Annotated in this window: 17 protein-coding genes, 5 pseudogenes and 1 other annotated feature; of the genes and pseudogenes, 12 read left to right on the forward strand and 10 right to left on the reverse strand. The window is 58.4% G+C overall.

All coding sequences use genetic code 11. From position 1 onward, the window contains the following. The first annotated feature begins 199 nt into the window (after positions 1 to 199). The 4 genes and pseudogenes from BLW71_RS38255 to BLW71_RS38270 all read left to right on the forward strand — a co-directional run bounded on the left by BLW71_RS38255 (position 200) and on the right by BLW71_RS38270 (position 3853). Complete coding sequence (locus BLW71_RS38255) at positions 200 to 643, forward strand: helix-turn-helix domain-containing protein (RefSeq protein WP_177205229.1); 444 nt, start codon at positions 200 to 202, stop codon at positions 641 to 643. An 18-nt stretch (positions 644 to 661) separates the two neighbouring features. Further along, positions 662 to 1144 (forward strand): transposase, encoded by a 483-nt coding sequence (locus BLW71_RS38260; protein WP_177205230.1) that lies wholly within the window; start codon positions 662 to 664, stop codon positions 1142 to 1144. A 287-nt stretch (positions 1145 to 1431) separates the two neighbouring features. Further along, the gene (locus tag BLW71_RS38265; protein WP_286162259.1) at positions 1432 to 2718 is read left to right on the forward strand and encodes an IS701 family transposase; all 1287 of its coding nucleotides are present in this window, start codon (positions 1432 to 1434) and stop codon (positions 2716 to 2718) included. A gap of 189 nt (positions 2719 to 2907) precedes the next feature. Further along, positions 2908 to 3853: pseudogene (locus BLW71_RS38270) on the forward strand (transposase). Then, positions 3135 to 3250 (forward strand) — a sequence feature (AL1L pseudoknot). (Overlaps the previous pseudogene by 116 nt.) On the opposite strand, the gene BLW71_RS38275 reads toward BLW71_RS38270, so the two are convergent. Continuing rightward, entirely contained in the window at positions 3837 to 5213 is a 1377-nt protein-coding gene (locus BLW71_RS38275) for an IS4 family transposase (protein WP_091809707.1), read from the reverse strand. The pseudogene BLW71_RS38270 and the gene BLW71_RS38275 overlap by 17 nt on opposite strands. Positions 5214 to 5724: 511 nt before the next feature. Between BLW71_RS38275 and BLW71_RS38280 the strand changes: the two genes are divergently transcribed. Both BLW71_RS38280 and BLW71_RS38285 read left to right on the forward strand, forming a co-directional pair. Beyond that, on the forward strand, positions 5725 to 6609 hold the full coding sequence (locus tag BLW71_RS38280) for an SDR family NAD(P)-dependent oxidoreductase (RefSeq protein ID WP_091809709.1): 885 nt from the start codon (positions 5725 to 5727) through the stop codon (positions 6607 to 6609). 266 nt (positions 6610 to 6875) lie between these two features. After that, the gene (locus BLW71_RS38285; protein ID WP_091809711.1) at positions 6876 to 7364 is read left to right on the forward strand and encodes a GlcG/HbpS family heme-binding protein; all 489 of its coding nucleotides are present in this window, start codon (positions 6876 to 6878) and stop codon (positions 7362 to 7364) included. A 213-nt stretch (positions 7365 to 7577) separates the two neighbouring features. Here BLW71_RS38285 and BLW71_RS38290 read toward each other — a convergent pair whose 3' ends face one another. The 5 genes from BLW71_RS38290 to BLW71_RS42850 all read right to left on the reverse strand — a co-directional run bounded on the left by BLW71_RS38290 (position 7578) and on the right by BLW71_RS42850 (position 12306). Next, the gene (locus BLW71_RS38290; protein WP_091809714.1) at positions 7578 to 8780 is read right to left on the reverse strand and encodes an NAD(P)/FAD-dependent oxidoreductase; all 1203 of its coding nucleotides are present in this window, start codon (positions 8778 to 8780) and stop codon (positions 7578 to 7580) included. A gap of 3 nt (positions 8781 to 8783) precedes the next feature. Then, positions 8784 to 10784, reverse strand: a complete 2001-nt coding sequence (locus tag BLW71_RS38295; RefSeq protein ID WP_091809716.1) for a LodA/GoxA family CTQ-dependent oxidase — start codon at positions 10782 to 10784, stop codon at positions 8784 to 8786. 74 nt (positions 10785 to 10858) lie between these two features. Beyond that, positions 10859 to 11203, reverse strand: a complete 345-nt coding sequence (locus BLW71_RS38300; RefSeq protein ID WP_091809718.1) for a twin-arginine translocation pathway signal protein — start codon at positions 11201 to 11203, stop codon at positions 10859 to 10861. Positions 11204 to 11258: 55 nt separating this feature from the next. Further along, positions 11259 to 11705 (reverse strand): gluconate 2-dehydrogenase subunit 3 family protein, encoded by a 447-nt coding sequence (locus BLW71_RS38305; protein ID WP_091809720.1) that lies wholly within the window; start codon positions 11703 to 11705, stop codon positions 11259 to 11261. Between the two features lie 307 nt (positions 11706 to 12012). Then, positions 12013 to 12306, reverse strand: coding sequence for a DUF3331 domain-containing protein (locus tag BLW71_RS42850; RefSeq protein WP_091809722.1), 294 nt, complete (start codon positions 12304 to 12306; stop codon positions 12013 to 12015). 1424 nt (positions 12307 to 13730) lie between these two features. Between BLW71_RS42850 and BLW71_RS38315 the strand changes: the two genes are divergently transcribed. Together BLW71_RS38315 and BLW71_RS38320 are read left to right on the forward strand one after the other, a co-directional pair. Next, a complete protein-coding gene (locus BLW71_RS38315; RefSeq protein ID WP_091809725.1) occupies positions 13731 to 14384 on the forward strand; it encodes a heme-copper oxidase family protein in 654 nt (217 codons plus the stop codon). Then, a pseudogene (locus BLW71_RS38320) lies at positions 14381 to 14806 on the forward strand (IS6 family transposase); the annotation flags it as partial. The gene BLW71_RS38315 and the pseudogene BLW71_RS38320, both read left to right, overlap by 4 nt. A gap of 328 nt (positions 14807 to 15134) precedes the next feature. Here BLW71_RS38320 and BLW71_RS38325 read toward each other — a convergent pair. Next, positions 15135 to 15437 (reverse strand): annotated as a pseudogene (locus tag BLW71_RS38325) (transposase); the annotation flags it as partial. 324 nt (positions 15438 to 15761) lie between these two features. Further along, positions 15762 to 16823, reverse strand: a complete 1062-nt coding sequence (locus BLW71_RS38330; RefSeq protein ID WP_091809726.1) for an IS110 family RNA-guided transposase — start codon at positions 16821 to 16823, stop codon at positions 15762 to 15764. A gap of 87 nt (positions 16824 to 16910) precedes the next feature. Here BLW71_RS38330 and BLW71_RS42585 point away from each other — a divergent pair. Then, positions 16911 to 17212: pseudogene (locus BLW71_RS42585) on the forward strand (IS6 family transposase); the annotation flags it as partial. Between the two features lie 141 nt (positions 17213 to 17353). On the opposite strand, the gene BLW71_RS38340 reads toward BLW71_RS42585, so the two are convergent. Further along, positions 17354 to 17617 (reverse strand): hypothetical protein, encoded by a 264-nt coding sequence (locus tag BLW71_RS38340; protein ID WP_091809728.1) that lies wholly within the window; start codon positions 17615 to 17617, stop codon positions 17354 to 17356. Positions 17618 to 17647: 30 nt separating this feature from the next. After that, complete coding sequence (locus BLW71_RS38345) at positions 17648 to 17959, reverse strand: high-potential iron-sulfur protein (protein ID WP_091809731.1); 312 nt, start codon at positions 17957 to 17959, stop codon at positions 17648 to 17650. A 1242-nt stretch (positions 17960 to 19201) separates the two neighbouring features. On the opposite strand from BLW71_RS38345, the pseudogene BLW71_RS42855 reads away from it, so the two are divergent. From BLW71_RS42855 to BLW71_RS38360, 3 genes and pseudogenes are all read left to right on the forward strand, one after another. Beyond that, positions 19202 to 19663, forward strand: a pseudogene (locus BLW71_RS42855) (IS630 family transposase). A gap of 903 nt (positions 19664 to 20566) precedes the next feature. Then, the gene (locus BLW71_RS38355; RefSeq protein WP_091809733.1) at positions 20567 to 22213 is read left to right on the forward strand and encodes a cbb3-type cytochrome c oxidase subunit I; all 1647 of its coding nucleotides are present in this window, start codon (positions 20567 to 20569) and stop codon (positions 22211 to 22213) included. Continuing rightward, positions 22210 to 22836: a cbb3-type cytochrome c oxidase subunit II gene (locus BLW71_RS38360; RefSeq protein ID WP_091809735.1), complete on the forward strand. Its 627-nt coding sequence runs from the start codon at positions 22210 to 22212 to the stop codon at positions 22834 to 22836. The genes BLW71_RS38355 and BLW71_RS38360 overlap by 4 nt, the downstream gene beginning before the upstream one ends. Positions 22837 to 22843 lie beyond the last annotated feature (7 nt).

Genomic DNA, 22843 nt, shown 5'->3' on the forward strand with positions numbered 1-22843 from the left:
CCATCACCGTACGATGCTCGCGCTCTATTTGCAGAGCACCGTTAAGCGATTGCTAAACACGGCGACATAAATATTGCAGCATGTATGATTGCATGGTCATTCTTTTGAGAGACGACCATGCGCAAGCTGGAAATTGCAGATGCGGAAATCATGCAACTGGCGATTCGGCAGGAAATCGAGCGGAGTGAGGAGTCGCGATATGACCATCGGCTGCACGGAGTGCTGCTGGTCAGTAACGGGTACTCGTGCACCGAAGTGGGTCAGTTTTCTGGGTCAGGCCGCCACGACAGTCCAGCGATGGGTCCGACGCTTCGAGCAGGGCGGTTTCGACGGATTGCGAGAAGGCGAACGGCCCGGACGTCCGCGTGCGTTGGACGAATCGCAATGGCCTCGCATTGAGGCGGATCTGCGGAGGACACCGCGCGACTTCGGATTTGAAGCGGGCCTGTGGGATGGGCCCGTTCTGTCGGAGCACTTGCGTAAGCGCTACGGCATCAAGCTCGGTGTGCGGCAGTGCCAGCGGCTGTTTCGCCAGATGGGTTTTCGGCTGCGCAAGCCGCGCCCGCAGGTTGCGCAGTCTGATCCTGTCCGCGTTGCGGCGGTAAAAAAAACTGCGCCCGCTGGCAAGGTGCGAAGACATTGAGCTATGGAGCCTGGACGAATGCCATTTCCAGCAACACGGATCGCGCTGTCGCATGTGGGTTGCGCCGGAGATCCACGATCCGGTGCTGCTGCATGCGCCGACGCGCAAATCGGTGGCGTGCTTTGGCGCCGTCAGCTTGAGCACTGGCCGCTTCGTCTGGCAGGTGTGCCCTGTCTGTTTGCGTCCTTTCTGCGCCAGCTACTGCGCCATCGACGTCGCGGCAAGCGCATCGTCGTCGTGCTGGACAACGCCAGGTACCACCATGCCATCCTGCTCAAGCCGTTACTGCGAAAGTACAGGTGCCACCTGACGTTGTTGTTCATCCCGCCATACAGCCCGCAACTGGCGCCGATCGAACGCGTACGGAAGCTGACATGGCGCCTGTCGCTACATAACCGGTACTTCGCCACGCTCGCCGAAGTCATTTTGGCGGTCGACGCCTGCTTCCGGCAGTGGAAGAGACCAAACGAGGTGCTGCGAAGACTATGCTGCATTATTTAAAACGCTGTGTTTAAAACGCCTTACGGATCTTGGATATCCGGTGCAGCCAGCTTCTCCGTCATAAGGGCTTCTTACCAGAATGGAGCCGTGGAAATCTTAAAGCCTGAACTTTAGACATTCGACACCCCAAGAGAGGGACGCCGAACAGGGTTTCGAACACGAAATGAATACGCGAAACGCTTGACATGAGTGAACAATCGTGAGGCCGCCGCGTTGCTTGCGCGAGGTTTTGGCGCAAGCAACGCGGCGGCCAATGAGGATCGTTTTCGATTCCTCACCGGTTGCTCATGTCCCTGTCCGAACGCATACGCTTTTACCTGCACGAATGGATCAACGTCCTGCTCACCGCCGTGCCGCTTCGCTCCCGCGCATGCTTCATCGAGCTGCTGTGCGGCTGCATGATCTCGCCCGAGGGCTGGGTCACGAGAGCCATCACGGCCAGCGGCGGCTCCCGTCACTGGACAACGTACTACAAGCTCCTGCAACGCGGCAACCTGCGCACCGTGCGGCTTGCCCGCGCACTGCTGCGGCTGGTGATCACCGTGTTGCCCAACGATGTGCTGACCCTGGTGCTCGACGACACGCTGAACATGCGATGTTCGAAAAAGGCACCGGGCGTGGCGTGGCGGCACGAACACAGCGGCAAGACCAACCGGCCGAAGTACGTCTGGGCCCAATGCATCGTCACGCTGGGCGTGAGCGTGCTGGGCAATGGCGGCGTCGGCTGGGTCCTTCCGATCCTCTCGCGTCTGGTTCCCCAGACCGGCAATCGCAACAAGCTCAAGATTGCGCTCGCGCTCGTGCGTGCGCTCTCTGGCGTGACCGACCGTCCCATCCGGTTGCTGTTCGACTCGTGGTTCATGCGGGCCCGATTGGTGCTGCCGCTGTTGCGCCGGAACATGCACGTCATCGGCCAGGCGCGTATCGACACGGCGCTGTTCCTGCCGCCCGCGATACCCGATTGCCCCCGGCGCGGACGGCCCCGAATCTACGGCGATCGCCTGCGTGCGCAGGACATCGAAGCATTGCCCGCGACGGAATTGACGATGCGCCTCTACGGCAAGGAGCAGCGCGTTCGTCTGCGTTCGACGCTGTCGCTCGCGCGTTTCCTCAAGGGCACCCCGGTTCGCGCCGTGTGGTGTCAGTTCTACGACGACAAGCGGCAGTGCTGGGCACGAGCGCGCCTGATGCTCGCCACCGAAACAGATCTGGATGCCGAAACGGTCACGCAACTGTACGCCCGCCGCTGGGGGATAGAACCGCTGTTCCACAACCTCAAGCGCTGGTGGGGGCTGAACAACCTCTGGCAACAGACGCGCACCGTACTCGAACTGTGGATGCAGATCCGCTCGTGCGCCTGGACGCTCACGCAGTTGCTCAGTCTGGCGATCGCCGACGCGTTCCCGATGGAGCAGATTGCACCCTGGCGGCTCGGCCAACCGGTCACCGCCGGTCTGGTCGCGCAATGGCTGCGCCGGGAATTTACCGGACTTGCCGATTACCTTCGGGGACACGGCAAGTCCGAGAAAATCCGCTGGCCGCGTGCGCGTTCCGCCGCTTGCAGAACGGGCTGATATCGTTGCGGCGGCTTCGCCCGGACGTTTCATCGCGATTCCAGTCTCGTTCGTTGCATCTCGACCTCGCTTCACGCGCAGTCGAGGACGGCGTTCGAGTGTCTAAAGTTCAGCTTAAAGCCAGAAAGCAATATAAAGAAGAAAGCGGCACCGAAGTATTCGCCGGAGGTGCGCGAACGCGCGGTGCGGATGGTTCTGGAGCATCGGGGCGAGCCCGGTTCGCAATGGAAGGTGATCGCGTCGATTGCAGCGAAGTTCGGCTGCTCGGGCGAAACATTGCGCAACTGGGTGCGGCAGGCCGAGCGTGATCGTGGCCTGCGGCCAGGGTCGACAACGCAGGAACAGGAGCGGATCAGGGAACTCGAACGGGAGAACCGGGAGCTGCGGCAGGTCAACGAAATCCTGCGTAAGGCATCGGCGTATTTCGCGCAGGCGGAGCTCGACCGCCGATCGAAATCATGATCACGTTCATTGACGACCATCGCGCGTTGCACGGAGTCGAGCCGATCTGCCGGTGCTGCCGATCGTTCCGTCGACGTATTACACGCATGCGTTGCGCCGGGCCGACCCGGCACTGCTACCGGCGCGCGCCCGGCGCGCTGTGGGTGTCGGATTTCACCTGTGTCTCGACCTGGCAGGGCTTCATCTATGTCGCGTTGATCATCAATGTGTTTGCCCGTTACATCGTTGGCTGGCGCGTGTCGGCGTCGTCGCGCACAGACTTCGTGCTGGACGCGCTGGAGCAGGCGCTCTACGCGCGCCAGCCCGGGCAGCAGGACAGGTTGATCCATCATTCCGACCGCAGCGTGCGATCCGCTACACGGAGCGCCTGAAGGACGCCGGCATCGAGCTGTCGGTGGGCAGCGTGGGGGACTCGTACGACAATGCGCTGGCCGAGACGATTCTGTACAAGGCTGAGCTCATTCATAAACGCGGTCCGTGGCGTAGTCTGCAGGCGGTTGAACTGGCGACGCTCGAATGGGTCGACTGGTTCAACAACCGTCGCCTGCTCGGACCGATCGGCAACATCCCGCCTGCCGAAGCCGAAGCAGCTTACTATCGTCAAATTGCCGAGTCCGTCATAGAGCTCAGGATTACCCACAAGTTGAGTGGCCATGTTATCCGCTTTGCCTGAAGAGCTGATACATCTTCGTGATCTCGTGCAGGAGGAGGAACCCGCGCCATATAACGGTTGGTCCGGGTGGCCGGTCATGTTTGCGATTCAGGTAGCCGCCCAGCATGCCTATCCACAATATGGTCTGCTGCAGTGTCGGGACCTCCTTTGGCAGCTGCGTCGTGCGGTGGGTGTGGCAATACAGCGCCTGCCATTCAACCGGTTGCAACAATACTTGGCAGCACAGGTCCGTATCGGTTCGCGCCAGCAGTGTGGCATACAGGATGCGCCAGGCGATGACAGCAAACAGGGCGGTGGCTCTCACGAACCGTTCAAGGGTACCGAACTGGCGCGCCTCGATATGGCAGCCGCTTTTGAGCACGCGATGCCACGTCTCGATGGTCCAGCGCCGCGCGTACCAGGCCAGTCGTTCGAGAACCTCATCAAGCGAGGTCGTGGGCACCGAACTCAGCAGCATCCATTCAAGCGGTTCAACGCCGCGCGGGGGATTATCCTCGATTGCGTGAATCGCAAAGATGTCGACCTCGGGCAGGCGGCTCGCACGCGCCTTTGGGGGCCGCAATCGTACTGTCGAACAACGCAACGTCAGGCGCGCTGTGCGTTGAGGGAGGTTGCTTCTGGCAGGCACGCACAGCTGCGTCTTGCCCAGAGGTGCGGTGGCCAGAACGGCCTCCCAAAGGTAGCCCTGCGGATGGCGGGCCCGGCGGTTGTGTGCTGCGCGGATCAGCCAGTCCACCCCGGCGGGGCGTTTGGCGGCAAACAGTTCGTACAGGTCGCTCTCGCGGTCCCCAACACAGACAAACCGGGTCTGTGCACAACGTGCCTTGAGCGCCGCGAGATGTTCAATTCCCTCGAGCCATCTGATACTTTCCTTCTCTTCGATCCGGCGTGTATTCGGGTGAGGCTTCTTGCCGAACTCTTCTTCGGGGCGCACCCAGGTCTTCATGCCCAACACACCCAGCGGCAGACCCTCCGGGGTCACGGCCAGCAGGCTGTGCATGATGAAACCGCGCTCGTGACGCCCGCTACCGTAACCCAGGCCCTCAGTCGCGTGCAGATGCGACAGGTTGAATTCGGTCGTATCCTGCACCGCCAGCACAACCGGGACCACGCTCATGCGATCGAGCGTTTGCGCAATATGCGGCGCGAGTATCCCGTTCGCATCGACCTGCACATTGTGGAAGAAACGGTACGCGCCCTTCAGCTCAGCTGGTTTGAGCGATTGTGGAAAAGAAACTTGCGGACTGCTCGCGAGACGGCGAGCCAACACAACAAGACGTTGCGTCAGCCGCGCATCACCCAGATTCGCCTCGCTGAATTCGGCACTTGCCCAGTCATCCGTATCGTTCTCGTCGATCAATCTCAGTTGTCGCTGCGAACAGAATCCACGCAAGTTAACATCGACGCCGACCGTTTACAAGCGCAGATTCACTGCTCCGCCAACAAAGATGTGGGTAATCCTGAGGTCATAGAGGCGTGACCCAAGCAAAACAGTCTCCGGGAAACCCGGGGCGATTCATAGCTTACAGGCCCGCGCATTTTTGGCAGACCTTCGCGATATGTTCGACGTCACAGATCCTGCGAAGATCGCAGCGAAGCGTCGGATCTTGGTATAGGCTGACTACACAACGGCGCAATTGTGCCAGTGGTCGCGTCGTACGGTCCTAGTTTCCCGCGATGAGGGGTCTTGAGCGGACGCCTTGCCATCACTAACTAACGTGATGGCTCTTTCAGGTAGTCCTGTCATACACTTGACTGAACCAAGGCTGTGCCACGGTTGCGTTCGTTCCAATCTAAGTGATTAGCGTTCCACATCGGCGAGATCGCTCCAGAAATGACTGTATTGAGTGAGATACGCACGGAGAACGGATATGTCGGTCCAACTGCCAATAGACAGGTCAACTTCGCAGCGTTTGGTCGGTAAGGTCGCCGTAGTCACCGGCGTCGCGCGGGGAATTGGTCGTGCCGTGGCAATAGCGTTCGCTCGCGAGGGCGCGGACATTATGGGGATCGATATCGCCGGTCCGGTCAGTCGTACCCTTGAGGTCAAACCGGCAACTTTGGATGAACTGCACGAAACGGGGCGCCTAGTGGAAGCATTGGCGGCCAGCTGGTGCTGCGCACAACTCGATCAGCGCGACATATCAGCTTTGCGGGCAGCATCTGATCAAGCAATCGCTACGTTTGGACGAATTGATATTTTATTTGCCAACGCAGGTATCCAAGCATTCAAGCCTATTCTTGAGTGGGAGGATGAGGATTGGCACGATCAGATCGACGTGAATCTGACCGGCACCGCGAACGCCATTCGTGCCTTTGCACCACATATGGTGAGAAACGGCGGAGGAAGAATCATTGTGACATCGTCTACGCAAGGCCGCCACGGGACCAAATACGGAGCAGCCTATTCAGCTTCGAAGTGGGGCATCATAGGCCTGATGAAGTCGGCGGCCCTCGAGCTCGGGGAACACAAAATCACGGTAAACGCCTTGATACCGGGTTTGATAGACACCAGCCTTACCCGCCACCGCCAGCGCTACGCACAAGCAGTCGATGACTTGAAGTCCACCGCGAGCACGCAAACACTCGAGGAACAGGCAATAAAGAAGTTAGTGGCCAAGTCGCCTTTAGGTATTCCTTGGATTGATCCTGACGACGTGGCCCCTGTCGCGGTCTTCCTCGCTTCCGACGACGCGCGAATGGTGACGGGCGCGACGTACGACGTCACTGGTGGCGATAGCGCCAATAACACATAGGCGAGGGCAAGCCAGCGGTCTCGTAGCTTCATCTTTCCGAGTAAGTATTGGCGAATTCAAACGAGCTCGACGCACTTGAGGCTTCTCCCCTTCCAGTTGCGCGAGATCCGTCTTGGGAGACGCATTGACTGAGCGATGGTCGTCAATCCTTTTGTTCGAACAAGGAAGATGGAACCAGAATATATACCGAAAAGCTTGGGCGCTGAAACTGCTGGTGGGATGCCTCTCAATGCAGTCTCGCCAATCTAACCGGAAGAGTCATCAAAATGATTAGTATCGTGTCTCGTGCCGTTTCCACAATTGCCGTTCCCTTGTTGCTGTCCTCCCAAATTGCAGTGGCCTCAACTCTTCCGACCGAGCCCGTCCTTACCTTGGAGGCGGCGCAACGGGTCGTGGCTGCCGCACAAGCGACAGCACAGGCCGAGGGTTGGCCGTGCGTCATCGCGGTTGTAGATAGTGCGGGGAGGCTCATCGTCCAAGTTCGCATGGACCACGCGCTGCTCCCAGCCGGCGTTGATCTCGCTCCAGAGAAAGCACGTACAGCAGCGCTCTTCCGACGACCAAGCGGTGCACTCGAGGACGCCATAAATGGAAATCGACCTGCGGTAGCGACGGCGCGCGGATTCGTTCTCATGCGCGGCGGCGTACCTATTGTCGCTGACGGTCAAGTAGTGGGCGCCATCGGCGTCTCAACTGATACGCCAGTACATGATGAGCAAATAGCGAAGGCCGGCGCGGCGGCTTTAGGACAGTAGTATTTCTATGAGGCATTGCTGATCCTGACCGCCCATCCGGGCAAATCCAACCGCTCGAACGAACTCCGAACTGGATAATTGTTGGGGGGCACCGTCAGAGCGCCTGTGATGAACAGAGACAGGATTTCGGCCTCCTGTCGGGGAGGTCCGGTGATCCGAAAGCCATTTGAGCATGGGTTTACAATGCGAAAGGTGCGATTCGATGGCAGGAGGCTACCGATCAGCTTCATTTGCCGACTGCCGCCGACGTTGCCAGAACGTCTGATCAGACCAGCGGGGCTGGATGCCATAGTAGAAGTCTCGTTGCGACAAGTACGCTTGCCAGAGTTGGTGCTGTTGCTCATCGTATTGATGAACGTACGCATTGCGGCTGTCCAATCCTGCCGTGCCCTGCGGACAGTCTGTCAGCGCGTAATGGATCATGTGTCCGGCGTAACTGGCCGTCCTGAGCGCCTTGTCGATGCCTTGCGAGGACAGCGGATCATACGCTTGCGCCGCATCGCCCACCGCCATCCAGGCGTCACCGCAGAAGTCCCGTAATCGCTGGCTGTTGGCCGGTGCGCCTCGGATTGTCCCGCAAGGGTGATAGCCCATAGCTTTGAGCAATGGCGCGATATGCGTTGAGTCGTCCAGCAGTTGATCGAAGCCTTGGCGGCACGCAGCCATTCTCGCCGCCGGCAGGTCCTTGTCGGTGTGCAAAACCACCAATCGCTTGGTTTCATTGCCTTCAGTGCTTGGCAAGCGGTTGCTATACCACCAGCCGTGTGGCGCGGCCTCAATCCGGGTATAGCGGTCATCATCGTCGCCGACGCGGGAAAACCATTGTGCGTAGGCGAACAACCTGTCGTCGTTGTGGACAGTCTGGACACCGAGCGTTCTGGCCACGACCGCCCGCCGACCGGAACAGTCGACCAGATAACGTGCGCGATACTGCCGCGTCCGCGTTTCCGAGGTTAGCGTCAGTTGCCAATTGAAAGAACGGTCAGCGATACGCGCACAGGATTGGAAGCGGACACCCTTGAGCAAGGTTGCGCCGGCTGCAACCGCATTCGACCGCAGGGCCTCATCGAAAGCCAATCGTTCGACACACAGGCCGAAGCCGGTCGACGTGAAGAAGAAGTCCGCGACATCGGCCTCCTCGGTCGCCCATAGCGAAACGTTGCCAGCCGTTCTGAAAAGGCCTGGAAGTTGCTGTTCTGGACCTTCAGGGTCACCCAGGAAGTGTTTGACCAGACCGATAGAGGTCGGCGGCAGCGATTCACCCAGCTTGAAGCTAGGGGAGACCCGCTCCTCCACTAACAGCACACGCTGGCCGTACTTGGCCAGCGTGATCGCGGTTGCGGCTCCCGCCGGTCCGGCACCGACGATTACAACGTCCCATGTTGTATCGGCCGGGTCGGGTCGGGTCGATGGCACGAATTATTTTCCTTTGGCGGGCGGCCGGTTCAGTGCCGGATTACGCTCTTGTTCGACGAACACGATCTCACCGTTGTCTTTCAAGAAACCGCCGCCCTCGGTCTTGATCGGGAGCACCATCCCCAGTTTCGACCAAGCATAGACCATCTGGTCGTAACCATCGGTGGATGATAGCGGTTCGCCCTTAGCATCGTATCCGCGGAACCACTCCTTATAGGTTCTGGTCTGGTTCTTTTTATCGTACTCGAAAACGATATCTGGCCGTTGTGTCGGCCACCATGCCACGTTGCACGACCAGAAGTCGCCTTGCCACGGGCTCGACATATAGGCAGCAACCGCGCCAGGCTCAATGTCTTTATTCACGCGAAACGCCTCGGCAAAATTCTCCCGATAGATGATCAAGTAAGGAAATTCGATACCCGGGTGGAAGCCACCACCGATGGTCGGTTCGAGCGCCGAGCTGTCGAGGGCATGCGGCTGCTCGGTCAACGGCAACTGCTCCAATGAGACGGGCTTTTGCGGAACTCCGACCTCAAAGTTTCCGTCTGCCCATTCCTTCAGATGATTTAACTGCCAGTCGGTCAGGCTCAGGAATTCGTCCGGGAGATGATTGCCCAGTTGCTTATTCTGCTCCGGCTTGCCCCCCGAGCCCCACAGCAAAGGCATCTTGTTGGCTTCCTCGTCGCGATTGAACTCTTCGTTCTTCCAGCTGGTTGGCCGCTGCGGGGGGGCAGGCAGCAACGAATCAACCAGCCGTCCGCGCTTTCCGGGCGCATGACGCATCAGATCATAGACAAAGTGTCTCATCGGCTTGCTTTTTTCTGATGGATCGGTGAAAGCCGACATGTACTGAGGGCCGAGCAAGTTGCCCGGCTGCTTCGGGCCATGAGCGGCGTCCTTGGTTTCGGGCGTGACGCCCGCGGCTTGGGCGCTCACCCAGCCGTAGTTCACCGCCTTGGCAAACACCGGATAGACATCGCGGTAGAAATTCGTCTTCTGCTTGGCGTGGGGGTACGCCTCAGGAAAAGCCTCGTAGACGCGATCCAGAATGGACACGACGTGGTACATGTGGGGTGCAAACTTCGGTGGTGCAGTGACGATCCATGCCCCTGCATGCGGGTTTCTCGTGCCTTCGTCCGTGACCGATTTCACGCTGTCGCGTGTGCTCAATACCGTGCCGTCCTTGAGCGTAACCGTAACGTCGATTTCACCACCGCAAGTATCGTCCCACCAGCCTGGAACGTTGAAATAGGCGAACTGGTTCGTCAGTGGGTTTTTGCCGTTCTCCGGACCATTCGGGGGGTTGACCGTTTCGCTCGGGTTCGACAACGCCACCTTGGGCGTCATAACGCATTCGGCCTTCCCGGGCCCGGCAACGAACAGCAGACGGCCCTTGGAATCTAGGCGAAGCTGCCCCAACTCGATATCCTTGGCGGCTTTATAAGTGACCTCAACTTCTTTCGAAGAGTCCTTCGGCGTGAAACCCTCGAATCGCAATTCGCCCGGCACCGAACCTCTTTCAATGCCAGTGAAAACATCACCCTTCATGACAACCGGTCCGGCCTGCCCGGAGGCGATCGTATGCACACCAGGATCGATAATCAACTTATCACGTTCGATCGGCTTCTTACCAGGCTGGATGGACGGGTTTCGTAACTTGTCCGGGTCAAACAGATACGCACCCTGAAACGCATAATTCGCCGCTTTCATGTTCCTGACATGGACTCGCCAGCGCACGGATTTGACCAGGCCCGAACCCAAGGTGAGTTCCGCTACGACCTTATCGTTGGCATCGTAGGCATACACCCGATACCGCTGCGCTTGGCGTTTCAAACGCGCCCCGCTGTCGCGGTAGGTTCCACCGTTCGGTCCCGGGCCACCGCTACCGCCCGGATCGACCACGACGCCCGGCGCTTCGGGACCGATGTAAAACTCGTCACTGTCCCCCAAACGCGCAATGCCGATGCCGGGGTGGATACGAATGCTCTTGATTTTCTCGGACACGGTTCATTCCCTCGACAAACTGCTGTTTAATTCGGCGCTGAAAGGGCACCTCAGCCATCGATATCCAAGTGTCCTCACACCATAGAAATCGACAATCTGCTGACAGAAGGAGATGCGAAGCCCGGGTTGCTCAGAGAGGATCCAACGATCTTCCAGTCCAGCAAGTCTGCGGAGGCGACCGCGTACCGGTTGCCAAAATGTTCGATGTCGGCGTAGGTCAGTCCGCCTGATTGGGTTTGAGCCCGCACCGAAAAGCCACCACCGAAGCTCGCCTTGATCGATTTCTCGGTTTGAGAATCGGCACCTGAGACCGGTGCGTTGTTCGCGTTTTCGCCTTTTGCGGCGCTCGCGATGCCTGGCAGCAACAGGACAGAGGCCGCTGCGCACCATTTGACGAAATCTCTACGCTTGACGTCCATGTTCCAGCTCCTCTTCTTATAGGTTGGATTAAATATAAAACAAGTTTGCGGAAAGTCAACAGGGTAATCGCGTTTCAAAAGACTGTATAGATACTGACAACCAGTTGCGAGTTAATTCTGTCGCGAATGTTCTGCGGGAGCTGCGCGAAGAAAAGTATGGCAGGCACCTCGTCAAACTCGAACCGATAATTCTGCAGTGCGAAATAGTACCTCGTCGCGCCTCAGGCGGCAGATCGGCAAAGCGCTTGCCGCGTTCATGCAGGCAGTATTCATCGACTGCCCTAATGCCAAGGCGATAGAGGCCCCGCGGCACGAGTTCCGATTGATAGACCAGTTCGGGAACGCCCACAGCAAACTGCGCCTGCATGTACCACAGCGCGCCATGCCCATAGAGCGTATCCATCGGCCTGTCGATGAACTCCAGGACGCGGAATCCACGACCCATGGGCCGTGAGCGTCGGCTGGAATCAGACGACCGAACGCCGCTTCGAGGAAGCACCATTCACCGGCGTCGAAGAAGCGTGGCCTGCATGGCGTTTCGGAGCTTGGCGTTTGTGCTTGGTCGCCCTCGCTGCAACTCATTGCGCCTGTTTGTGTCGTCGTTCGCTGTTCACACGCAGTGAGCGGGCCCAGAGGAATCAGCGTGACAGTCTTGCGCACGAAGTTGCGCTGCCCATTGAGCTTGTCGTTCGCATCCATTGCAGCTCCTTTCATATTTTTAGGGCAACGTGCCTGTCTGAATATTGCAAGGGGACTCTGCAGCAAAACCGTCGGTCTGCGATCAGGTGGTGCGTGAAACGATAGACGCATCATGTGTCATCGTCATGGGTTGCGAAGGCCGGGAGCGTAGTTTCATTGAGCACCCTTCCATCTGGAGACAATGTGGCCGGATGGATCATTTCGTCGGCATTGGCCGCACGGGGGCGCCAAAACGGCATGAACACGGGTGAGCCCTTGGCGATCGACCGCCCGCTGAGCGCGCACGTCCCGTGGTGTGGGGCCAGCCGCACGCCCCATGGCTGCTCTGCGTAACAGCACCGCTGCGGATCGCGCCATGATACGACGATTATGTCTCGAGCGACCCGCTCAAGTACGGCGACCAGATGGTTTCTGTTCTGTTATGAGGACCCTCTCCGCACTGACGCTCAGTGTCGCGCGACGGTGCGATCCGATCTAGACACCCGGGCTCCTGAACTGATGGATGGGAATAGCAGGAGGTCCACAATGCCTGACCAGATTTTTCGCTGCCGTTGTCTCGTGATCATGACGTGGCGTTCTCCGTACTCTAGCGCCAGCCTGCTTACCGCCTTGTCGAAGTGAAACGGCCAGGTGAAGATGTTCCTCAAATGGACGCGGTCACATTCTGGTGGTGACTGCCTCAACTGCACTGCTCCCTGAGCAGCACCGGCATCAGGCATTCACACGGTACCGTTGCAGTCATGAATCATGCGCACGACTTGTAGAAGATTTGTAGTTTCACTGTTCACTTCTGTCAATCATCGTTGTCACGATCCGTCTCGCAATGTTTGGCATTTTGACTGTGGCAGCTTTCCTTGATGCTTCTAATAGTCAAGCCAGATGACAACGCTGGCATTGAGGCAGGCGGACCGAAGGGGCATGCTGACTGCAAATCAATCGCATCCAGGCTTTCGCCTGATGATAACGTTCGCTGCATGTCAACGGCCGTTGATTGCGAAACGATCCTGCCGAACAAAAAAAAGCCCGCATGGAAGCGGGCCAGGGAACGCCCTTGAGGGCGAGGAGAACGTTAGATCCGATTGTGCTCGCTTTCGCGGAAAATGCGGGGATAGAATATGAGCACATTGCTACCCACGAGCAAATACGGAATCCTTACAATGGTAATTAAAACGACCGGTTCGTGTAAGACCCCAGTAATAGATTTATAAACATCCTTGTGCAACTTGCAAACCGTGCCTATGCTCGTTTGGACAACGAATTGTTCGCACAAGCCAGATGGCGTGACTGGCCCGCAGTGGCTGCGCTATTGCACGAGTTCCTGACCTGAAGAAACGTTGTCCGATGCGAGCACAAAGTTTTAAGCAACTGATTGCGGGTTTTCTGAAGCGGCTAAATTTGTCTGCGAGCCGCATCAGGGCTGGATCTGGTGATCTGCGACCGTTAAAGTCCGGATTTGTGGATGTTACGGATGGCTAGAAGTCAATGCGGGAAAGGGGTTCCAACGAAATTGAGCGTTGCGCAGTTCGAGCAACTTTAGTCGAGTTTACACACGAACTCATGGAAGACGAAATTTCGGGGGGAGCCTCAAATACCTATTGCGTGGCAAATATTCTTTCCTATACTTCAATTCCAATCTACGTGTTCAAACAGCTTCTTACCTGTAGCTCCCGCACGCCACTTCCGATGATCTGTCCGGAAGCGGGCGAATCGCATTCGCCTATCTATTGAGCTGTTACGCCACTTTCTCCGTTTCGAGCATTTGATTATGGATGGGACCACTGTCGCAGTTGTCGTCAAAGCGCTTTAAAAACCAATAAGCGTTGCAGCCATGACCCTCACAATAGGTGCCTTGCTTGCTCTGTCGTTCCTCATCTCGGTGTTCGGCCTATTCTTGTTCATTTGGGCGCTGACGCAGGGTCTGATGCGAGCCGGCCCCGATGCAGCGCGCGTCATATTCGAGAAGGGCGAAGTCGGGGTGGTTCAAGAGCCGTCCATTTCGTCGAGACAGCGCGATTTGCTTCCGGAAATTGAAAGCAAATCCGCTGATACATTTTTCAGTGCCGGTCCGACAGGAATAGCGGCCGCCTCCCCAGAATTGGAAGCCCGCGAAGCGCGAGACCGGTCGAGCCGTGCCGCTACGTTCGCGTTCCTGACCTCGTCGATTCTCTGGCGGGTGCTTGGTTCCGACGCTGGATTGATCGCTTCTCAGAAGCTGGCCTCCCCCGATTTCCTGACGGAATCCGCGTGGCTTACATTTGTTCGCGTCGGAACCGCGCACCTGAACATGGTCATCTACGGCTGGGCCTCGATGGCTGGCGTGGGCATCGCGCTGTGGATGCTCCCAATGTTGTTGGAGATCAACCTGATGGGCAAGCGTTTTGCGGTGGCCGGCGCCGGTCTATGGAACGCCGGTGTGGCCGCTGGTGTCGTCGCGATAGCTTTGTCAGGTTGGTGCGGCGTCGGCGGTAGAGTGAGGCGATGAAAAAAACAAAATCGCTTTATCAGGGTCACCGCTTCCCCGCCCTCGTCATCAGTTGCGCAGTTCGCTGGTATTTCCGCTTCAGCCTGAGGCCTGCGGGACATTGAGGAGTTGTTGCTCGAGCGCGGTGTCGTGTCACGTACGGAACGATCCGTTGCCGGTGCGACGAGTTCGGCGCTGGATTCGCGCAGCGTGCCAAAGCGGCGCGGCGCAAACCGCGCAGTACATGGCATCTGGACAAAATGTTCGTGACGCTGCGCGGCGAGCCGTATCTGTTGTGGCGAGCGGTTGACGAGCATGCTGCCTAACTCGACGCGCTGGTGCAAAAAGGACGCGACAAGGCCGCGGCAAAGCGCTTCTTCCGCAGCGTGCTGCGCTCAAACCCGGTGCCGCGCAAGATCGTTACCGAGCAGCTACGCAGCTATCTATAAGGAGCTTCCGTTTCTTGCAAGCTGGGTTTAATAGGGCATACGTCGAATCCTGTGTTGTCAGCGCGTGCACGGAAGCATGAGGGCAGACGAGGCAGACTGCAAACCTATAAACGGCCTGTTTGGGCGCTGTGATTGCTGCGCCCGGGCCCGGATAGTAACCGCACAGCGGGACTCCATTCCGGCGACGGCGAATACAAGAACTGTAGCGCCTGATAGCTGCTCGAGTTCGCCCGCTGTCGGTCTGACCTGTCGCTATCCCTGCGTGATTCGTGCTGCGCCTGGAAGTCAATTCATGGTGGCATTGCACTTTCTGTTCTGTAGTTCATGCGTGCGCCGCCATTGCATTGCCGGCGGGCGCATGGGATGGATCGAAGCGTTCGTCCCTGGCCAATACGGCCCAGAGGATGCGAGCGTGCTTGTTGGCAACCGCGACCAGCGTCTTATAGTAGCCAATACGCGCATGCAGCTGGACGATCCAGCGCGAGAGCCGGTCATCGCGTCGGTGCGCTGTGAGAATGGCCGATCGAGCGCCCTGGAACAGGAGCGTGCGCAGATAGTCGCTGCCCTGTTTGGTGATCCGGCCGAGCCGCTGTTTGCCGCCGCTGCTGTTCTGTTTGGGAACTATAAGGAGCTTCCGTTTCTTGCAAGCTGGGTTTAATAGGGCATACGTCGAATCCTGTGTTGTCAGCGCGTGCACGGAAGCATGAGGGCAGACGAGGCAGACTGCAAACCTATAAACGGCCTGTTTGGGCGCTGTGATTGCTGCGCCCGGGCCCGGATAGTAACCGCACAGCGGGACTCCATTCCGGCGACGGCGAATACAAGAACTGTAGCGCCTGATAGCTGCTCGAGTTCGCCCGCTGTCGGTCTGACCTGTCGCTATCCCTGCGTGATTCGTGCTGCGCCTGGAAGTCAATTCATGGTGGCATTGCACTTGCTGTTCTGTAGTTCATGCGTGCGCCGCCATTGCATTGCGGGCGGGCGCATGGGATGGATCGAAGCGTTCGTCCCTGGCCAATACGGCCCAGAGGATGCGGGCGTGCTTGTTGGCAACCGCGACCAGCGTCTTATAGTAGCCAATACGCGCATGCAGCTGGACGATCCAGCGCGAGAGCCGGTCATCGCGTCGGTGCGCTGTGAGAATGGCCGATCGGGCGCCCTGGAACAGGAGCGTGCGCAGGTAGTCGCTGCCCTGTTTGGTGATCCGGCCGAGCCGCTGTTTGCCGCCGCTGCTGTTCTGTTTGGGAACGAGGCCGATCCAGGCGGCCATCTGCCGGCCGTTTCTGAACTGACGGGCGTTGACCACGGTCGCTACGACGGCAGATGCGGTGATTCGGCCCACGCCACATATGGCCATACAGCGCTGCGTCTGTGGATCGTGACTGGCGTGTTCGGTGATCTGCCGGTCTAGCCAACCGATTTGCTCATCCAGCGCCTGCCATTGGGCCCAGCCATGCATCAGCGCCTGACGGGCCGGACCGGCGAGTTCGTTATTGCCATCCTCAACACGGTCAACGAAATGGCTTCGGAACCGACCGATGCCTTGCGGCAGGAAGACGCCGAACTCGGCTAGCAGGCCTCGCAAGCGATTCACGAGCGCCGTGCGTTCCTCCACGAAACCGGTGCGCATGCGGTGAAGGACCAGCACGCTTTGCTGCGCGGCTGACTTGACGGGCACGAAACGCATGTGTGGGCGGCTGGCTGCCTCGCAGATCGCTTCAGCATCGAGGGCGTCATTTTTGACGCCAGCGCCACCTTTGCGGTAAGGAGCCGCAAATTGCGGGGGAATCAGCCGCGCATCGTGCCCGAGACCGCGGAGCTTGCGCGCCCAATAGTGCGCAGCGCTGCACGCCTCCATCGCCACCAGACAGGGGGCAAGGTTGGCAAACCAGCTCATGAAATTCTCACGCGCAATGGCCTTACGTACCACAACATGTTCACCAGCATCGACCGCGTGGATCTGCATGACATTTTTGGCAAGATCAACACCAACACGGGTAATTGCGTTCATGACTTTCCCCTTCCACAGATGTGCAACGGCTATCATGATGGCACCAGGAGGCGCAGGCGCCACAGGGACGGGAGCTCCTTACCAATTCCGGCGGCGAAGGCCGACATTCCCGAGCTCGCGCATGTGAATCACGTTTTCGTCAAGGCGGACGCACGCGTGAACAATCGTGCCGAAAATAGCCACAGCCCACCCGCAGGCGCGAACGTCAAATGCAGGGTTTCCGCAACCCCCTGCGCACGCAGGCATTCTTCTCATGCTTCGGCCCGGTCCGTCAGCACTTCGAACTGCCGAGATATCAGATGAACGCGGCATGTCATCGTGCCATACTCCAGCAACGCCTCGCCGCATGGCATGATTGGAGATTGGACTGTCGCTTCGACAGTCGCTAAGGTTATAATTATAAGGATAACTACTATTTAACCAAAAATGCAGTCTGCACCTGTCAACTTGACAAAGCCGCGGATAGTGCAGCCGCTTCAGAACCTTGGCGATGTCCGGAGCAAGCGTCGTTCGTGGCGTTATTGGCTTCTTCATCGTGTGGCCAGAGCGTTTTCGTCCGCCTCGAATTTTACCTCGCCCGCGTCAATGCGGCAGCGTCTCTCACGATTGCCATGTCGCCTTCGCCGCAGGATGTTTCGGTTGCGCTCGGTTTTGTCGCATACGTCGAAGCTGCGGCGTTTCGACACGTTGGGCCGGATGCCTTGGCCAGTGTAAAGAGCGCTGAGATCGTTTTCAAGCGGCGATAAAAAAACGCGCCCGGCCTGCGTGGTGGGGCGCGTTTCGATGATAATCACCGGTTTTGTTGCAAGTCTGTTCTGGGCTGCTCAGGCTTTCTTGTTATACGAGTTGCACCACCCCTTCGATGCAACCTGCTTGCCGGCGAATAGCGGGCAGCCGGCGAACGCGTCGGTCGGTTTGCCTTGATAGAACGAGCAATTGCCGCAATCCTGACCGGCGGCGTAGCGCGGGAATTTGTTTTTATCGACGGTTGTGGCATCGAGCTTGTAGCCGAGGCTTTGCGCCGTCGGATCTGATTCGGCCAGTTTGACGGAGTCGGCGAATGCGGTACGCGATACCGCCAGCGCCGATGCCACGCCAATGCTCGAAATCAGGAACGTGCGTCGTGAGGACTTCATGAGATTGTGCTCCATTGTATTGGGGGTATGCGCCGTTCTTATCGACGACGATCTCTAAATATTATCTAGATTCTATGGAAGGAGCTAGCGAAAATGTGTCCTTAAGCTCAAATTGGTCTGGACGGGTTGTACCGTTCGATCGCTCATATGCTGTCGAGAGGCTTTATTCGGATGGGTACGAGTTCCTGTGCAGTGGACGCAACTATGCATTTTTGAGTGCGACACGTGTCGCCGTCTGCCGCGCGTCAAAGCGGCATGTTGCAGGCGGTAAAGCTCGTTTCTGTCTGTGCGCCGGTCAAAACCGGCAAAGTGTGGTGAATGAAAGAGTCATACGTTGAAGGCCTAGCCAGTCACGGCGGCCCCGAGTCATGCGTGTGTATCCGCGAGGGTGCAGGCGAAGCGTTGACAGGGGTACGCGAGGGCCGGGTATTGAGCCGCGTAATAGAGCCTCGTGGCGAGAGCCGCGAGATGTTCGGGGTGCCGAGATGCTAGGCAGATATCGAAGGCCACACCGTTGCTGCCGTATTGGCGAGGCAGTAGTGGACCCCGCGCGGTCAGAGACCCCGTGCACGCGCGGAAACACTTTGCTCGGGAACCGGGAGATCCCGCGCTCTACTGGACCCCGCTGGGAAGCGTTGGGTGCAGTGCGCATCGTGAAGCCTGAGGGCGTACGACGATGAGTCATGGGCGCGGGAAGTCGGACTGCTGCGTAATACCTGGGAAGCTGCCGAACAAGGGCGCAGACTTCCGCGAGGGGTAGCTGTCGCGGACCAGTACCTGAGGTTCGACGTAGGGAAGCTTGGAAGAGGCTGCCGGGTGGCAGTTCAGCGCCCTCGTCTCAGCAACGAGATGGACCAACGATATGACGTCAGCGAAGGATTTGCGCGGAATGGCGAGACCGGTATCGACTTATTGATGCTTTAGCCGTGCCTGAGCCGTATGCGGTGAAAGTCGCTTGTACGGTTCTTTGGGGAGGGAGTAGCGGAGACGCTGCTCTCTTACCCGCTAGTAAGTGCGACTTGGTCCAGCGAGCCGCGGATTGTGTTGATATCGACGCCGGCCAGTAGCAGCGCCGTCACGGTGGAATGTCGAACCGTGTGTGGGCTGACACGTTTGCTCTCTAACGAAGGGATTTGCGTGCAAGCTCTGGATGCGGACGGCTCAACCAAAGTATGGATGCCGAAGCAGGTAATTGGCTGGCCACAGCGGTTCAGGAATACGTGAGCGGGTACGAGCTTTGCCTTGAAAGGCGAGACGCCGGTGGCGCGGGCGTCCGGGAGGCGTTTCGGTTGCAAGATGATTTCCGCCATCACGAACCGCGGCGAGCTGAACTTCATGGTTTTCGAAGGGACGTTCAAGAACGCGAAATTCATCGAATTCATGAAGCGCTTGCTCAGGCAGGCCACACGCAAGATCTACGTGATCGTCGATTGACATCCTGGGCATCGGTCCGTCGCAGTCAGGAAATTCGTTGATCAGAACGCGCAGCGCCTACGTTTGATTCGACTGCCGGGCTATTGCGCCGAATTGAACCCCGACGGACTGCTCGCTCACGACGTGAAGACCAACGCGCTGGGCAAGAGTCGATCGACCAGCAAGGCCGAGTTGATCGGTACAGTCCGCCGTCATTTGCATCGCCGACAGAAAGAGCCTCACGTGATTCGCAACCTGTTCAAAGAAAAGGATGTCCGCGATGCCGCCTGACAAAAACGGCAAGATTTGATGCACCTGTCAGCAACAGCACAACGATTCGAAAGGAGTACACCGCCGATTGCTCAGGCGATCAAGCAGTGATGGCGAGACAGGTCGGACTGTGGTTGGTAAAGCCAGCTTTGTTCGGGGCACCAAAGAGTGCGTCCTTCCAATTGAGGCACCTGTCAGCGCATTCCATCTGGGACCGTGGCAAAGTGCGACCAATAAAGTCCGAATGTACGGGTGCAATCTTTACCTTCAGTGATCGTGAAATGAAAGCTTGGCAAACAGGGCTGTCCATGTACGAACAAACCCTCGAAACATGGCCACAAGAGAGCTACCGAAATCGGACCGGAGTCCTACTTCGACGCGCTTTCCAAAAATCCAGATTTTCAACGAGCAGAATTGGAAATACCTATTGCGTGGCACATATCTGCTCCTATACTTCAATCGCTTCGGGTCAGATGCCCCGGCGCTTGAGACGTAGGCCGATCGAAGATCGGCGGTTTGGAAAGGCGCCGTTCATACCCCGCCCCTTGGGGCTGAGGATTACCCGCATCTCGGGCGCGGGGGCGGCGGATCAAGGCTGGCGGGGGGTGTAAACCGTGTCGTGCGATGTTAACTTTGAGCAGACCTGTTCTCTGGCGGCGGATGAAAGTGATGACTGGGCGGATGACGAGTTTGGCGCGGCCGACTTCGGGGATGCCCGACTGACGCACGTATGCCCCTGCTTGTAAGGCGACGTGTTCATGGCTGAACGACTGGACGGCGTTGATTGGCTTGTCCGCGCGGCCTGGAACCGACGGGTTGAACATGATGAGCAGTATCTGTGGCAAACCCTTGGGGCGGGGAGCTTGATCGTGAATCTACGTGTTCAGTACCATTGCCAAGCAAATCCAACTTGAGGAGGCATCCGTGAATCCAGCTGCCATTCTGCTTTCAGCGTTTGTCATTTCGTTCGTGGGGCTAGTCATATTTATCGGGTCGCAACGCATCGGCCTATTTGATCGCAGCAGCACCGGTGCCAAAGTCATCTTCGCGCCCGGCGAAATTGGCCGCATCGAAGAGCCAGCTGGAACGGCCAGTTCACAACAGGCATTGCAGGGCGCGGTCGATGCCGCTGGTACCGGGACGGCCGCCCATGGCGACCCCCACGAAATTGCCGAGCGGGCCGCCGCCGACGCATCCACCGGCCCGCTGATATTTTTCTTCTACTGCTGCTCCATGGTCTGGCTGCTGGTGGCGTCGGCGGCGGGACTCACCGCCTCCATAAAATTTCACGAGCCGGACTGGCTGACGTCGCAACAGTGGCTCACCTTCGGCATCATTCGAACCCTGCACCTCAATTCGGTGGCCTACGGCTGGGCACCCATGGCGGGTTTGGGCACGGCGTTATTCATCATCCCGCGCGTGCTCAAGACGCCATTGATTGGCATGCGCTTCGCATTTTTGGGCGCTATTTTGTGGAACGCCAGCCTGATTGCCGGCTTGGGTGCCATCGCGATGGGCTTCAACGCCGGCCTCATGTGGCTTGAAATGCCGTGGCAGGTCAGCATCCTGATGGCCGTGGGGGGCGCCCTGATTGCCCTGCCCCTGTTGCTGACGCTGGTAACCCGTCGCGTCAAACACCTCTATGTGTCCGTCTGGTACATGGGTGCCGCGCTGTTCTGGTTTCCCGTGCTGTTCATCACGGCGAAGATCCCCGGCCTGTACCAGGGCGTACAGGCGGGCACCATGAACTGGTGGTTCGGACACAATGTGCTCGGATATTTCTTCACACCGCTGGCGCTGGCGTCCATCTACTATTTTCTTCCAAAAATCATCGGCCGCCCCATCGGCTCCTACAATCTGTCACTGTGGGGATTCTGGGCGCTTGCTTTTTTCTACGGCCAGGTCGGCGGCCACCATCTGATTGGCGGGCCGGTGCCGGAGTGGATGATTACGCTGTCCATCGTCCAGAGCATGATGATGATCATCCCGGTGGCCGCCTTCTCCGTGAACATGTATCAGACTCTTAAAGGACACCTATCCACGTTTCGCTATTCGCCCACCCTGCGTTTCATCGGCGTCGGCGGCCTGATGTATGCCGTCGCTTCGCTGCAAGGCTCGATCGAGGCATTGCGCAGCGTGAATCGCATCGTCCACTTCACGCACTTCACCGTTGCTCACGCCCACTTGGGCCTGTACGGTTTCGTCACCTTTGTGTTCTTCGGCGCGATGTATTTCGTGATGCCACGCATCACCGCGCGCGAGTGGCCCTACCCCCGGCTTATCTCCGCCCACTTCTGGCTTGTCAGCGGCGGCTTCGCCCTCTACTTTATCAGCCTGACGATTGGCGGCTGGTTGCAGGGTGAGGCCATGCTGGACGGGACCCGGCCGTTCATGGATTCGGTGGCAGTAACGATCCCGTACCTCAAGGCTCGCAGCATTGGCGGCGCCATCATGGGCTTGGGCCACCTGATATTCGCGGCCCACTTCATTGCGATGGTGCTCAATTTCGGACCGACGCGCAACCAGCCGGCGCTGTTTTCGCATTTGCTGGCCAAGAAGGTGGCACCATGAAAAGTGAAACCACACTCATCGGCGGCGCCATGATAATGATGGCGCTGTCCGTCAGCGCTCTCGTGATAGTGCCTTCCATCGAGCTGCACGACATCGCCCCCACGCCGGGGCTGAAGCCCTATACCAGCGCCGAGTTGCGCGGGCGACATGTGTATATTAGTAACGGATGCGTCTACTGCCACACGCAGCAGCCACGCACCAAGGAATTCGCACCCGCGGATTTCAAGCGCGGCTGGGGCCGCGCCACGGTCGCCGGCGACTATGCCTACGATTCGCCGCCCCTGCTGGGTGACATGCGCATGGGTCCCGACCTGATGAATATCGGCGTTCGCCAACCCAGCGAGCAATGGAATCTGGGCCACCTGTATGAGCCTCGTGCTTACGTGCCCGGCAGCATCATGCCGGCCTTTCCGTTCCTGTTCGAGGTCAAGGCGCAGGCGGACAAGGATGAAGTGGTCGTGACGCTGCCACCGGGCTACACGCCTGCCAACAAGGTTGTGGTCGCGCGCCCGGAAGCACTCGACCTGGTGAAGTACCTGTTGTCACTGAATCGCAGTTTCCCGGCCATCGAGGCCCCCCCCGCAGAGAACGCACCCGCGACGCCGGCATCGGCCAAACACTGAAGCACCG

Origin of the sequence: Burkholderia sp. WP9 (assembly GCF_900104795.1) — a bacterium.
In the GTDB taxonomy this organism is placed as follows: domain Bacteria; phylum Pseudomonadota; class Gammaproteobacteria; order Burkholderiales; family Burkholderiaceae; genus Paraburkholderia.

Excerpts from the sequence above, each read along its gene's own strand:
- BLW71_RS38255 (WP_177205229.1), top strand. The coding sequence starts at position 200 with ATGACCATCGGCTGCACGGAGTGCTGCTGGTCAGTAACGGGTACTCGT.
- BLW71_RS38260 (WP_177205230.1), top strand. The coding sequence starts at position 662 with ATGCCATTTCCAGCAACACGGATCGCGCTGTCGCATGTGGGTTGCGCC.
- BLW71_RS38265 (WP_286162259.1), top strand. The coding sequence starts at position 1,432 with ATGTCCCTGTCCGAACGCATACGCTTTTACCTGCACGAATGGATCAAC.
- BLW71_RS38280 (WP_091809709.1), top strand. The coding sequence starts at position 5,725 with ATGTCGGTCCAACTGCCAATAGACAGGTCAACTTCGCAGCGTTTGGTC.
- BLW71_RS38285 (WP_091809711.1), top strand. The coding sequence starts at position 6,876 with ATGATTAGTATCGTGTCTCGTGCCGTTTCCACAATTGCCGTTCCCTTG.
- BLW71_RS38300 (WP_091809718.1), bottom strand. The coding sequence starts at position 11,203 with ATGGACGTCAAGCGTAGAGATTTCGTCAAATGGTGCGCAGCGGCCTCT.
- BLW71_RS38305 (WP_091809720.1), bottom strand. The coding sequence starts at position 11,705 with ATGGTGCTTCCTCGAAGCGGCGTTCGGTCGTCTGATTCCAGCCGACGC.
- BLW71_RS38315 (WP_091809725.1), top strand. The coding sequence starts at position 13,731 with ATGACCCTCACAATAGGTGCCTTGCTTGCTCTGTCGTTCCTCATCTCG.
- BLW71_RS38330 (WP_091809726.1), bottom strand. The coding sequence starts at position 16,823 with ATGAACGCAATTACCCGTGTTGGTGTTGATCTTGCCAAAAATGTCATG.
- BLW71_RS38345 (WP_091809731.1), bottom strand. The coding sequence starts at position 17,959 with ATGAAGTCCTCACGACGCACGTTCCTGATTTCGAGCATTGGCGTGGCA.
- BLW71_RS38360 (WP_091809735.1), top strand. The coding sequence starts at position 22,210 with ATGAAAAGTGAAACCACACTCATCGGCGGCGCCATGATAATGATGGCG.